The organism is Escherichia sp. AM3 (genome assembly GCF_032029835.1).
Taxonomy (GTDB): Bacteria; Pseudomonadota; Gammaproteobacteria; order Enterobacterales; family Enterobacteriaceae; genus Escherichia; species Escherichia coli.
Genome location: NZ_JAVUPQ010000003.1, coordinates 55,940 through 70,012 on the forward strand (window position 1 = coordinate 55,940; position 14,073 = coordinate 70,012).

Here is a 14,073-nt window from a genome sequence, read left to right on the forward strand (position 1 = left end):
GTTATCCTCGTAAGGTCGCGGTTAACCCTTTCTGGCAGGCATACTGCTGGGCAAAATCGAGCAGTTCTGGCGCATCAAGCGGTTTTTCCGGGGCGTCATAGGGCAGATTAAGTAAGTGATATTTGTTGATGCCCAGCGTGTGGTAGGGCAGGAAATGAATTTCGCCAACGTGCAGCTCGTCGGCGGCAAAATCGGTAATGGCTTTTACAGAGGTTTCGTCGGCATTAAAGCCCTGAATCAGCGGCACGCGGATAATGATTTTTTTTCCCGCTGCGGCGAGTTTTTTCAGGTTATCCAGCACTCTGGCGGCGTTACCGTCGGTCCACTGTTTAAACGGCGCGTCGGCAACGTGTTTTAAATCGGCAAGAAACAGATCGATATAGGGCAGAGAAGGGGCGATATATTTCCACGGCACATGCAGACAGGTTTCTACTGCAGTATGAATGCCTGCCTCGTGGCTGGCTTGCAGTAGCGCCGTCGCCATCTCCGGCTGCATAAAGGGTTCACCACCCGAAAGCGTTAAGCCGCCGCCGCTGCGATCGTAAAACGGTTTATCGCGCAAAACGGTCGCCATGATCTCCTCAACGCTTTTCACTTCACCACACACGGTTAACGCCTGTGTCGGACAGCAGTCGGTTAACGCCGTCAGATGCTCCGGGGTTAACTTTTCCCGATGAATAAGCAAACCATTCAGCGCGCGCTCAATCACTTCCGGCGCGGCCTTAGCGCACAGCTCGCAGCCTTCCAGACACAGTCGTGCGTCATACAGCAGATCCTGCGTGCGGGTGCGGCTTTCCGGGTTCTGACACCAGCGGCAGCCCAGCGAACAGCCTTTAAGAAATACGACCGTGCGGATACCGGGGCCATCATGGGTCGAGTAGCGCTGAATATTGAAAATCATAGTTGCCTCTCTGTTTCGTTCAAACATTAAAATACTTTCGAATGAAAGTTAGATTGATGTGCGTCAACTGTTCAGAGAGTTTTCCCGTGATAGTCTACATTCAGACAAAAAGTACATTTTGAGGATGGTTATGGAACTGTATCTGGATACTTCAGACGTTGTTGCGGTGAAGGCGCTGTCACGTATTTTTCCGCTGGCGGGTGTGACCACTAACCCAAGCATTATCGCCGCGGGTAAAAAACCGCTGGATGTTGTGCTTCCGGAACTTCATGAAGCGATGGGCGGTCAGGGGCGTCTGTTTGCCCAGGTAATGGCTACCACTGCCGAAGGGATGGTTAATGACGCGCTTAAGCTGCGTTCTATTATTGCGGATATCGTGGTGAAAGTTCCGGTGACCGCCGAGGGGCTGGCAGCGATTAAGATGTTAAAAGCGGAAGGGATTACGACGCTGGGAACCGCGGTATATGGCGCGGCACAAGGGCTGCTGTCGGCGCTGGCAGGTGCGGAATATGTTGCGCCTTACGTCAACCGTATTGATGCTCAGGGCGGTAGCGGCATTCAGACTGTGACCGACTTACACCAGTTATTGAAAATGCATGCGCCGCAGGCGAAAGTGCTGGCAGCGAGTTTCAAAACCCCGCGTCAGGCGCTGGACTGCTTACTGGCAGGATGTGAATCAATTACTCTGCCACTGGATGTGGCACAACAGATGATTAGCTATCCGGCTGTCGATGCCGCGGTGGCGAAGTTTGAGCAGGACTGGCTGGGGGCGTTTGGCAGAACGTCGATTTAACCGGACGTTCTGCATCCTCATAAATTGCTGATGACGTGGCGGAGTGCCGCGTCTTATCAGGCCTGGAGGTGGCAATTACTGCCCGCACACCTCACACCCCGGATTGCGCATCAGTTTCATTTCGCGAAACTGACAGGTCATCGCATCGTACATGACGATTTTCCCGCTGGCCGGTTTGCCATAACCTGCCAGCAGTTTGATCGCTTCCATTGCCTGCAACGAACCAATTACGCCGATCAACGGTGCCATCACGCCTGCTTCTACGCAGGTTAACGCGTTCTCGCCAAACAAACGGCTGAGGCAGCGATAGCAAGGCTCGCCGTCCTGATAAGTGAAGACCGTGATTTGACCTTCCATACGAATTGCCGCGCCGGAAACCAGCGGCACCTTCGCGGCAAAACAGCCTGCGTTCAGTTGATTACGTACCGCAACGTTATCCGTACAGTCGAGCACCAGATCGTGTTCAGCAATCAATGCTGCAAGTTCTGCGTCATCCAGCAGTGCATTGACTGGCGTAATCGCGATATGTGGGTTGATCCGCGCCAGGGCGTCACGGGCGGATTCCACCTTCGGTTGCCCGACCGTAGCATCACTGTGCAGCGTCTGGCGTTGCAGATTCGAGAGCGAAACCGTGTCGAAGTCGAGCAGCGTCAGGTTGCCGACACCGGCGCTTGCCAGATACTGCGAGGCTGCGCAGCCGAGTCCACCGAGGCCGACTACCAGCACACGAGAATCTTTTAGTGCCTCCTGACCGTCAAAATCAAAACCGCGCAGAATGATTTGCCGGTTGTAGCGCAGCATCTCCTGATCGCTGAGTTCCGCCATTACCGGCCTCCGAACAACGCGTTAAACGGTTCTACTTCCACCCATTCGCCCACGTCCACATTGCCGCGATCGCGTTCCAGCACGATAAAGCAGTTGCCGAGGCTAAAGGAGCTGAATATATGTGAACCCTGATGTCCGGTGGTCGTCACTTCCAGTTCGCCATCGGCGTTGCGTTGCAGCACGCCGCGCTGGAAATCAAGACGTCCTGGCGTTTTTTTCAGGCGGGACGCTGTGCGTACGCGCTGGCGCGCGGGCAGGCCGCTGGCGGTGTTACCGCTTAGTTTTGCCAGCAAAGGCTGTACCAGTTGATAGAAGGTCAGCGTCGCTGAAACCGGGTTGCCCGGCAGGCCGCAGAACCAGCTATTGCTGAGTTTACCAAACGCGAACGGTTTGCCCGGTTTAATCGCCAGTTTCCAGAAAGCAATTTCGCCCAGTTCTTCGAGAATGGTTTTGGTGTAATCCGCCTCACCAACCGAAACACCACCGGAACTGATCACCACATCCGCCTGGCTGTCGGCTTCAATAAATGCGGCGCGCAGGGCATGTGGATCGTCGCGGATAATCCCTAAGTTGATTACCTCGCATCCCAGCTGTTCTAACATCAGGTGTACGGCGAGACGGTTGGTATCGTAGATTTGGCCGTCGCCCAGCGGCTGGCCTGGCAACTGGAGTTCATCACCGGTAGAAAAAAGCGCTACACGCACTTTACGAATCACCGGAACTTCGGCAATCCCCAGTGAAGCAATTACTGGCAGCTCTGCGGTAGTCAGGCGAGTTCCCGCCGGGAAAACAACCGCACCCGCAGAGATATCTTCACCGCGACGGCGAATATTTTGCCCGCTACGCACTTCAACAGTAAAACGCACGCCATTGTCCGTTTGTTCAGTCTGCTCCTGCATCACCACCGCTTCGCAGACTTCCGGCACCGGCGCACCGGTCATAATACGAATGCAGGTGCCCGCAGGCCATTCACCATGATACGGCTGACCGGCAAACGATTTCCCGGCAACGGGCAGCGGTTGCCCGGAGGCAATATCGGCTAAACGCACCGCGTAGCCGTCCATAGCGGAGTTATCAAACCCCGGGACATCCAGTGGCGAAACGACATCGCTCGCCAGAATACGACCAAAACACTGTACCAGTGGCAGCGTTTCCTGGGCGGTCAGTGGGGTGACGCGAGAAAGCATCTCATTAAGCGCGGTGTCGAGCGACATCAATCCGGTGGTAAATTCCATGAAAACACTCCTGCGGAGGCAAAATCGAATTTGCCTATTATGTCAGAAAAACGCCACAGACTGTATGCCACCTCGGGCGTAGCGCTGGGTCCTGCCTTTACATGCCATATCCATCTTTCTATATTCAAAAATTGAATGAGTAATTCATAAAAATTCTGATATTTATAGCAAAAGTGGCGAGCCACCCTTAATGGACGAATACTATGGGCAAAGCAGTCATTGCAATTCATGGTGGCGCAGGTGCAATTAGCCGCGCGCAGATGAGTCTGCAACAGGAATTACGCTACATTGAGGCGTTGTCTGCCATTGTTGAAACCGGGCAGAAAATGCTGGAAGCGGGCGAAAGTGCGCTGGATGTGGTGACGGAAGCGGTGCGTCTGCTGGAAGAGTGTCCACTGTTTAACGCCGGAATTGGCGCTGTCTTTACGCGTGATGAAACCCATGAACTGGACGCCAGTGTGATGGATGGTAACACCCTGAAAGCCGGTGCGGTGGCGGGCGTTAGTCATCTGCGTAATCCGGTTCTTGCCGCCCGGCTGGTGATGGAGCAAAGCCCGCATGTGATGATGATTGGCGAAGGGGCAGAAAATTTTGCGTTTGCTCATGGCATGGAGCGCGTCTCACCGGAGATTTTCTCCACGCCTTTGCGTTATGAACAACTACTGGCAGCGCGCGAGGAAGGGGCAACAGTCCTCGACCATAGCGGTGCGCCACTGGATGAAAAACAGAAAATGGGCACCGTGGGGGCCGTGGCGTTGGATTTAGACGGCAATCTGGCGGCAGCCACGTCCACAGGCGGAATGACCAATAAATTACCCGGACGAGTTGGCGATAGTCCCTTAGTGGGTGCCGGATGCTACGCCAATAACGCCAGTGTGGCGGTTTCTTGTACCGGCACGGGCGAAGTCTTCATCCGCGCGCTGGCGGCATATGACATCGCCGCGTTAATGGATTACGGCGGATTAAGTCTCGCGGAAGCCTGCGAGCGGGTAGTAATGGAAAAACTCCCTGCGCTTGGCGGTAGCGGTGGCTTAATCGCTATCGACCATGAAGGGAATGTCGCGCTACCGTTTAACACCGAAGGAATGTATCGCGCCTGGGGCTACGCAGGCGATACGCCAACCACCGGTATCTACCGTGAAAAAGGGGACACCGTTGCCACACAGTGATGAACTTGATGCCGGTGATGTGCTGGCGGTTGAAAATCTGAAAATTGCCTTTATGCAGGACCAGCAGAAAATAGCTGCGGTCCGCAATCTCTCTTTTAGCCTTCAACGCGGTGAGACGCTGGCCATTGTTGGCGAATCCGGCTCCGGTAAGTCAGTGACTGCGCTGGCATTGATGCGTCTGTTGGAACAGGCGGGCGGTTTAGTACAGTGTGATAAAATGCTGTTGCGGCGGCGCAGTCGTGAAGTGATTGAACTTAGCGAGCAGAGCGCTGCACAAATGCGCCATGTGCGCGGTGCGGATATGGCGATGATATTTCAGGAGCCGATGACATCGCTGAACCCGGTATTTACTGTGGGTGAACAGATTGCCGAATCAATTCGTCTGCATCAGAACGCCAGTCGTGAAGAAGCGATGGTCGAGGCGAAGCGGATGCTGGATCAGGTACGCATTCCGGAGGCACAAACCATTCTTTCACGTTATCCGCATCAACTCTCTGGCGGGATGCGCCAGCGAGTGATGATTGCGATGGCGCTGTCATGCCGCCCGGCGGTGCTGATTGCCGATGAGCCGACCACCGCGCTGGATGTCACTATTCAGGCGCAGATCCTGCAATTAATCAAAGTATTGCAAAAAGAGATGTCGATGGGCGTTATCTTTATCACTCACGATATGGGCGTGGTGGCAGAGATTGCCGATCGGGTACTGGTGATGTATCAGGGCGAGGCGGTGGAAACGGGTACCGTCGAACAGATTTTTCATGCACCGCAACATCCTTACACCCGTGCGCTGTTAGCTGCTGTTCCGCAACTTGGTGCGATGAAAGGGTTAGATTATCCCCGACGTTTCCCATTGATATCGCTTGAACATCCAGCGAAACAGGAACCCCCCATCGAGCAGAAAACGGTGGTGGATGGCGAACCTGTTTTACGGGTGCGTAATCTTGTCACCCGTTTCCCTTTGCGCAGCGGTTTGTTGAATCGCGTAACGCGGGAAGTGCATGCCGTTGAGAAAGTCAGTTTTGATCTCTGGCCTGGCGAAACGCTATCGCTGGTGGGCGAGTCTGGCAGCGGTAAATCCACTACCGGGCGGGCGTTGCTGCGCCTGGTCGAATCGCAGGGCGGCGAAATTATCTTTAACGGTCAGCGAATCGATACCTTGTCACCCGGCAAACTTCAGGCATTACGCCGGGATATTCAGTTTATTTTTCAGGACCCTTACGCTTCGCTGGACCCACGTCAGACCATCGGTGATTCGATTATCGAACCGCTGCGCGTACACGGTTTATTGCCAGGTAAAGACGCGGCTGCACGCGTTGCGTGGTTGCTGGAGCGCGTGGGCCTGTTACCTGAACATGCCTGGCGTTACCCGCATGAGTTTTCCGGCGGTCAGCGCCAGCGCATCTGCATTGCTCGCGCGTTGGCATTGAATCCAAAAGTGATCATTGCCGACGAAGCCGTTTCGGCGCTGGATGTTTCTATTCGCGGGCAGATTATCAACTTGTTGCTCGATCTCCAGCGTGATTTCGGCATTGCGTATCTGTTTATCTCCCACGATATGGCCGTGGTAGAGCGGATTAGTCATCGTGTGGCGGTGATGTATCTCGGGCAAATTGTTGAAATTGGCCCACGGCGCGCGGTCTTCGAAAACCCGCAGCATCCTTATACGCGTAAATTACTGGCGGCAGTTCCGGTCGCTGAACCGTCCCGACAACGACCGCAGCGTGTACTGCTGTCGGACGATCTTCCCAGCAATATTCATCTGCGTGGCGAAGAGGTGGCAGGCGTCTCGTTGCAATGCGTCGGGCCGGGGCATTACGTCGCACAACCACAATCAGAATACGCATTCATGCGTAGATAACATTCAGGCGGAGAATAAAATGGCAAGAGCTGTACACCGTAGTGGGTTAGTGGCGCTGGGCATTGCGACAGCGTTGATGGCATCTTGTGCATTCGCTGCCAAAGATGTGGTGGTGTCGGTAGGATCGAACTTCACCACGCTCGATCCGTATGACGCAAATGACACGTTATCTCAGGCCGTAGCGAAATCGTTTTACCAGGGGCTGTTTGGTCTGGATAAAGAGATGAAACTGAAAAACGTGCTGGCGGAGAGTTATACCGTTTCCGATGACGGCCTTACATACACCGTGAAATTGCGGGAAGGCATTAAATTCCAGGATGGCACCGATTTCAACGCAGCGGCAGTAAAAGCGAATCTGGACCGGGCCAGCGATCCGGCGAATCATCTTAAACGCTATAACCTGTATAAGAATATTGCCAAAACGGAGGCGATCGATCCGACAACGGTAAAGATTACTCTCAAACAGCCGTTTTCAGCGTTTATTAATATTCTTGCCCATCCGGCGACCGCGATGATTTCACCGGCAGCGCTGGAAAAATATGGCAAGGAGATTGGTTTTCATCCGGTGGGAACCGGACCGTATGAACTGGATACCTGGAATCAGACCGATTTTGTGAAGGTGAAAAAATTCGCGGGTTACTGGCAGCCAGGATTGCCCAAACTGGACAGCATAACCTGGCGTCCGGTGGCGGATAACAACACCCGCGCGGCAATGCTGCAAACCGGTGAAGCGCAGTTTGCTTTCCCCATTCCTTACGAGCAGGCCGCACTGCTGGAGAAAAACAAAAATATCGAGTTGATGGCCAGTCCGTCAATTATGCAGCGTTATATCAGTATGAACGTGACGCAAAAACCGTTCGATAACCCGAAGGTCCGTGAGGCGCTGAATTACGCCATTAACCGCCCGGCGCTGGTGAAAGTAGCCTTCGCGGGCTATGCAACGCCAGCTACTGGTGTGGTACCGCCGAGTATCGCCTACGCGCAAAGTTATAAACCGTGGCCTTACGATCCAGTGAAAGCGCGCGAATTACTGAAAGAGGCGGGATATCCCAACGGTTTCAGTACCACGCTGTGGTCGTCACATAACCACAGCACCGCGCAGAAAGTGCTGCAATTTACCCAGCAGCAGTTAGCGCAGGTCGGGATTAAAGCCCAGGTGACTGCGATGGATGCCGGACAGCGGGCGGCAGAAGTTGAAGGTAAAGGGCAAAAAGAGAGCGGCGTGCGGATGTTCTACACTGGCTGGTCGGCTTCAACCGGCGAAGCTGACTGGGCACTATCGCCGCTGTTTGCATCGCAAAACTGGCCACCGACGCTGTTTAATACCGCGTTTTACAGCAATAAACAGGTGGATGACTTCCTGGATCAGGCACTGAAAACGAATGATCCGGTGGAAAAGACCCGCTTATATAAGGCGGCGCAGGATATCATCTGGCAAGAATCGCCGTGGATCCCGCTGGTGGTAGAAAAACTGGTGTCGGCACACAGTAAAAACCTGACCGGTTTTTGGATCATGCCAGACACCGGCTTCAGCTTTGAAGACGCGGATTTGCAATAAGCAACGCAGGGAGTGGAATGCTTAATTACGTTATCAAACGCTTACAGGGGTTGATTCCAACGCTGTTTATCGTCTCGGTGCTGGTGTTTTTATTTGTGCATATGCTGCCCGGCGATCCGGCGCGATTGATTGCCGGGCCCGAAGCTGATGCGCAGGTTATAGAACTGGTGCGTCAGCAGCTGGGGTTGGATCAGCCGCTGTATCACCAGTTCTGGCACTATATCAGCAATGCTGTGCAGGGGGATTTTGGCCTGTCGATGGTGTCGCGTCGTCCGGTTGCCGATGAGATTGCCAGCCGCTTTATGCCAACGCTGTGGCTGACCATAACCAGTATGGTCTGGGCGGTGATATTTGGTATGGCGGCGGGAATTATCGCCGCCGTCTGGCGTAATCGTTGGCCGGATCGATTGAGTATGACCATTGCGGTGTCGGGGATCTCGTTTCCGGCATTTGCTCTGGGGATGCTTTTAATTCAGGTATTCTCCGTTGAACTGGGCTGGCTGCCTACCGTGGGAGCAGACAGTTGGCAGCACTACATTTTACCCTCCCTGACGCTCGGCGCGGCAGTGGCCGCCGTGATGGCGCGCTTTACCCGCGCGTCGTTTGTCGACGTTTTAAGCGAAGATTATATGCGTACCGCGAGGGCGAAAGGGGTGAGCGAAACCTGGGTTGTCCTCAAACACGGGCTACGCAACGCGATGATCCCGGTAGTGACCATGATGGGCTTACAGTTTGGCTTTTTGCTCGGTGGTTCTATCGTGGTGGAGAAAGTTTTCAACTGGCCCGGACTTGGACGCTTACTCGTTGACTCCGTAGAAATGCGCGATTACCCGGTGATTCAGGCGGAAATTCTGCTTTTCTCGCTGGAATTTATTCTTATCAACTTAGTGGTGGATGTGCTTTACGCCGCCATTAACCCGGCTATCAGGTACAAGTAAGGATGCGACTATTTAACTGGCGACGTCAGGCGGTGTTAAACGCCATGCCACTGGTCAAACCTGACCAGGTACGTACACCGTGGCATGAATTCTGGCGACGATTTCGCCGTCAGCATATGGCGATGACCGCCGCATTGTTCGTTATTTTATTGATTGTGGTGGCTATTTTTGCACGCTGGATCGCTCCCTATGACGCCGAAAATTATTTTGATTATGACAATCTGAATAACGGACCTTCTTTGCAGCACTGGTTTGGCGTCGATTCACTGGGGCGTGACATTTTCAGCCGTGTCCTGGTTGGTGCGCAAATCTCGCTGGCGGCGGGCGTGTTTGCCGTGTTTATCGGTGCGGCGATCGGGACGTTGCTGGGCTTGCTGGCTGGATATTATGAAGGCTGGTGGGATCGGCTGATCATGCGCATTTGCGATGTGCTGTTTGCCTTCCCGGGTATTTTACTGGCGATCGCTGTTGTTGCGGTGTTGGGAAGCGGCATTGCTAACGTGATTATCGCAGTCGCCATTTTTTCCATCCCCGCGTTTGCCCGACTGGTGCGCGGCAACACGCTGGTGTTGAAACAGCAAACCTTTATTGAGTCAGCACGCAGTATTGGTGCCAGCGATATGACCATTTTATTGCGTCATATCTTGCCTGGGACCGTCTCGTCTATCGTGGTGTTTTTCACCATGCGCATTGGCACCTCGATTATCTCTGCCGCCAGCCTGTCATTTCTCGGCCTCGGTGCTCAACCGCCGACACCAGAGTGGGGAGCAATGCTCAATGAGGCACGAGCGGATATGGTTATCGCGCCGCATGTCGCTATTTTTCCGGCCCTGGCTATTTTTCTGACCGTACTGGCGTTCAATTTGTTGGGCGATGGTTTACGCGATGCGCTGGATCCGAAAATTAAAGGATAGTTACGTTTGAATATTGCTTGAAAGGGTAATCACCTCACAGGAAATTATTGCCCTAAGCAAGTGTTGTAACTTTCTGCTGATTTTGTAGAATCGGGTAATTTGGTTAAAAAGCCGCAGCAAGGGACTATTTTTGCAGCGGCACAGCGTTCAGACAGTTATTTTGTTAAATGTATTAACATGCTGAGTTTATACGAAAAGATAAAGATAAGGCTGATAATTTTATTTTTATTGGCAGCACTGTCATTTATTGGTCTTTTTTTCATCATTAACTATCAACTGGTATCGGAACGCGCGGTAAAACGTGCCGATAGCCGCTTTGAACTTATTCAGAAAAACGTTGGCTATTTCTTTAAAGATATTGAACGTTCGGCCCTGACATTAAAGGACTCACTGTATTTATTAAAAAATACAGAGGAGATTCAACGCGCCGTGATTCTGAAAATGGAAATGATGCCATTTTTAGACTCGGTGGGACTGGTACTTGATGATAATAAATATTATCTCTTTTCACGGAGGGCGAATGATAAAATCGTTGTTTATCATCAGGAACAAGTAAATGGACCGCTTGTCGACGAGTCAGGGCGGGTTATTTTTGCCGATTTTAACCCATCGAAACGACCGTGGTCGGTGGCTTCAGATGACTCTAACAACAGCTGGAATCCGGCATACAATTGCTTTGATCGTCCGGGTAAAAAATGTATCTCTTTTACGCTACGTATCAACGGCAAAGATCACGATTTGTTAGCGGTAGATAAAATTCATGTCGATTTAAACTGGCGGTATCTGAACGAGTATCTTGATCAAATCAGCGCTAATGATGAAGTTCTATTTTTGAAACAAGGTCATGAGATCATTGCCAAGAATCAACTCGCTCGTGAAAAACTGATTATTTATAATAGCGAAGGTAATTATAATATTATTGATTCTGTCGATACGGAGTATATTGCAAAGACATCAGCAGTGCCAAATAATGCATTGTTCGAAATCTATTTTTATTATCCTGGCGGTAATTTATTGAACGCCTCAGATAAACTTTTTTATCTGCCGTTTGCGTTCATTATTATCGTATTGCTGGTGGTTTATTTAATGACCACTCGTGTGTTCCGTCGGCAATTTTCTGAAATGACAGAGCTGGTTAATACGCTGGCATTTTTGCCCGACTCAACGGATCAAATCGAGGCTCTGAAAATTCGCGAAGGCGATGCGAAAGAGATTATCAGCATTAAAAATTCGATCGCGGAAATGAAAGATGCCGAAATTGAACGGTCAAATAAATTGCTCTCACTGATCTCTTACGATCAGGAAAGCGGTTTTATTAAAAATATGGCGATTATTGAGTCCAACAATAATCAGTATCTGGCTGTGGGGATCATCAAACTGTGTGGTCTGGAAGCCGTGGAAGCGGTGTTTGGTGTTGATGAACGCAATAAAATCGTCAGGAAATTGTGTCAGCGAATTGCCGAAAAATATGCGCAATGCTGCGATATCGTGACATTCAATGCCGATCTCTATTTACTTCTGTGCCGGGAAAATGTACAGACATTTACCCGTAAAATAGTGATGGTAAACGATTTTGACAGCAGCTTTGGCTACCGTAATCTGCGCATCCATAAGTCTGCCATTTGTGAACCTTTGCAGGGGGAAAACGCCTGGAGTTACGCAGAAAAACTGAAACTGGCGATTTCCAGTATCCGTGACCATATGTTCTCAGAGTTTATTTTCTGTGATGACGCGAAACTCAACGAAATAGAAGAGAATATCTGGATTGCGCGTAATATTCGCCATGCAATGGAAATTGGCGAACTATTCCTGGTCTATCAACCGATCGTTGATATTAACACCCGCGCCATTCTGGGCGCGGAGGCGTTGTGCCGTTGGGTGTCTGCGGAGCGGGGGATCATTTCACCGCTGAAGTTCATTACCATTGCTGAAGATATCGGGTTTATCAATGAGCTGGGTTATCAGATTATTAAAACGGCAATGGGTGAATTCAGACATTTTAGTCAGCGTGCGTCGCTGAAGGATGATTTCTTACTGCATATTAATATTTCGCCATGGCAGTTAAACGAACCGCACTTTCATGAGCGTTTTACCACCATCATGAAAGAAAATGGCCTGAAGGCGAACAGCCTCTGTGTTGAGATCACTGAAACCGTGATCGAGCGAATTAATGAACATTTTTATCTCAATATTGAACAACTGCGTAAACAAGGGGTACGGATATCGATTGATGACTTTGGCACCGGTTTGTCAAACCTGAAACGTTTTTATGAAATTAATCCAGATAGCATAAAGGTGGACTCGCAATTTACCGGCGATATTTTCGGTACTGCGGGAAAAATTGTGCGCATTATTTTCGACCTGGCACGCTATAACCGGATCCCGGTGATTGCGGAAGGCGTAGAGAGCGAAGACGTTGCGCGCGAATTAATCAAATTAGGATGTGTTCAGGCTCAGGGGTATCTGTACCAGAAACCCATGCCATTCTCCGCCTGGGATAAAAGTGGAAAATTAGTAAAAGAGTAGTTTACGTATGTCCAGAATCAATAAGTTCGTACTTACAGTCAGTCTGCTGATTTTTATCATGATTTCAGCAGTTGCCTGCGGGATCTACACTCAAATGGTAAAGGAACGGGTGTATGGCCTGAAACAGTCCGTTATTGATACTGCTTTTGCGGTGGCAAATATTGCTGAATATCGGCGTAGCGTGGCAATTGATCTTATCAACACGCTAAATCCCACGGAGGAACAGCTGTTGGTTGGCTTACGCACAGCTTACGCTGACTCGGTTTCACCCTCTTACTTGTACGATGTCGGTCCTTATCTGATTTCCAGTGACGAATGTATTCAGGTAAAGGAGTTCGAGAAAAATTATTGTGCAGATATTATGCAGGTTGTGAAGTATCGACATGTCAAAAATACAGGGTTTATCTCTTTTGACGGTAAAACCTTCGTCTATTACCTCTATCCGGTAACTCACAATCGTAGTCTGATATTTTTGCTTGGTCTGGAGCGTTTTTCTTTACTGTCAAAATCTCTGGCGATGGATAGCGAGAACCTGATGTTCTCTCTGTTTAAGAACGGTAAACCGGTGACCGGTGATGAATTTAATGCTAAAAACACCATTTTCACCGTTTCGGAAGCGATGGAGCACTTTGCCTATTTGCCGACCGGATTGTACGTATTTGCGTATAAAAAAGATGTTTATTTGCGGGTTTGTACATTGATCATTTTCTTTGCCGCATTGGTGGCAGTGATATCGGGTGCCAGTTGCCTCTATCTGGTACGCAGAGTGATTAATCGTGGTATTGTGGAGAAAGAAGCCATTATTAATAACCATTTTGAACGCGTACTGGATGGCGGGCTTTTCTTTTCGGCTGCCGATGTCAAAAAACTCTACAGTATGTATAACTCGGCGTTCCTGGACGACCTGACCAAAGCAATGGGCAGAAAATCCTTTGACGAAGATTTAAAAGCGCTGCCGGAAAAAGGCGGTTATTTGTGCCTGTTTGACGTCGATAAATTCAAAAATATTAACGACACCTTCGGTCATTTGCTGGGCGATGAAGTGTTGATGAAAGTGGTGAAAATCCTTAAATCACAGATCCCGGTAGATAAAGGTAAAGTCTACCGCTTCGGCGGTGACGAATTTGCGGTGATTTATACTGGCGGCACGCTGGAAGAGTTGCTATCGATACTAAAAGAAATCGTTCATTTCCAGGTGGGAAGCATTAATTTAAGCACCAGTATCGGTGTAGCGCATTCAAATGAATGTACTACCGTCGAACGCTTGAAAATGCTGGCGGATGAGCGACTGTATAAGAGTAAGAAAAACGGCAGGGCTCAGATTAGCTGGCAGTAGAATTAGAATAGTGTTAGTAC

At 50.6% G+C, this 14,073-nt stretch carries 11 protein-coding genes; 8 read left to right on the plus strand and 3 right to left on the minus strand.

What is annotated here, in order from left to right:
- Position 1: 1 nt before the first annotated feature.
- Positions 2–901, minus strand: coding sequence for a glycyl-radical enzyme activating protein (locus tag RTW80_RS02405; RefSeq protein WP_063119388.1), 900 nt, complete (start codon positions 899–901; stop codon positions 2–4).
- Between the two features lie 130 nt (positions 902–1,031).
- On the opposite strand from RTW80_RS02405, the gene fsa reads away from it, so the two are divergent.
- Positions 1,032–1,694, plus strand: a complete 663-nt coding sequence (fsa, locus tag RTW80_RS02410) for a fructose-6-phosphate aldolase (RefSeq protein WP_001301278.1) — start codon at positions 1,032–1,034, stop codon at positions 1,692–1,694.
- Positions 1,695–1,769: 75 nt separating this feature from the next.
- Here fsa and moeB read toward each other — a convergent pair whose 3' ends face one another.
- On the minus strand, positions 1,770–2,519 hold the full coding sequence (gene moeB / locus RTW80_RS02415; protein ID WP_000829242.1) for a molybdopterin-synthase adenylyltransferase MoeB: 750 nt from the start codon (positions 2,517–2,519) through the stop codon (positions 1,770–1,772).
- Positions 2,519–3,754 carry a molybdopterin molybdotransferase MoeA gene (moeA, locus tag RTW80_RS02420; protein WP_000397372.1) on the minus strand — a complete coding sequence of 412 codons (1,236 nt, stop codon included), beginning with the start codon at positions 3,752–3,754 and terminating at the stop codon, positions 2,519–2,521. The genes moeB and moeA overlap by 1 nt, the downstream gene beginning before the upstream one ends.
- Before the next feature lie 203 nt (positions 3,755–3,957).
- On the opposite strand from moeA, the gene iaaA reads away from it, so the two are divergent.
- From iaaA to RTW80_RS02455, 7 genes are all read left to right on the plus strand, one after another.
- Positions 3,958–4,923 carry a beta-aspartyl-peptidase gene (iaaA, locus tag RTW80_RS02425; protein ID WP_000513788.1) on the plus strand — a complete coding sequence of 322 codons (966 nt, stop codon included), beginning with the start codon at positions 3,958–3,960 and terminating at the stop codon, positions 4,921–4,923.
- A complete protein-coding gene (gene gsiA, locus RTW80_RS02430) occupies positions 4,910–6,781 on the plus strand; it encodes a glutathione ABC transporter ATP-binding protein GsiA (RefSeq protein WP_012135848.1) in 1,872 nt (623 codons plus the stop codon). The genes iaaA and gsiA overlap by 14 nt, the downstream gene beginning before the upstream one ends.
- 19 nt (positions 6,782–6,800) lie before the next feature.
- The gene (gene gsiB / locus RTW80_RS02435) at positions 6,801–8,339 is read left to right on the plus strand and encodes a glutathione ABC transporter substrate-binding protein GsiB (RefSeq protein ID WP_032247295.1); all 1,539 of its coding nucleotides are present in this window, start codon (positions 6,801–6,803) and stop codon (positions 8,337–8,339) included.
- Between the two features lie 17 nt (positions 8,340–8,356).
- Positions 8,357–9,277 (plus strand): glutathione ABC transporter permease GsiC, encoded by a 921-nt coding sequence (gene gsiC / locus RTW80_RS02440; protein ID WP_032247294.1) that lies wholly within the window; start codon positions 8,357–8,359, stop codon positions 9,275–9,277.
- 2 nt (positions 9,278–9,279) lie between these two features.
- A complete protein-coding gene (gene gsiD / locus RTW80_RS02445) occupies positions 9,280–10,191 on the plus strand; it encodes a glutathione ABC transporter permease GsiD (RefSeq protein ID WP_001236042.1) in 912 nt (303 codons plus the stop codon).
- Positions 10,192–10,368: 177 nt separating this feature from the next.
- On the plus strand, positions 10,369–12,717 hold the full coding sequence (locus RTW80_RS02450; protein WP_032247305.1) for an EAL domain-containing protein: 2,349 nt from the start codon (positions 10,369–10,371) through the stop codon (positions 12,715–12,717).
- A gap of 7 nt (positions 12,718–12,724) precedes the next feature.
- A complete protein-coding gene (locus tag RTW80_RS02455) occupies positions 12,725–14,053 on the plus strand; it encodes a GGDEF domain-containing protein (protein ID WP_000086877.1) in 1,329 nt (442 codons plus the stop codon).
- Positions 14,054–14,073 lie beyond the last annotated feature (20 nt).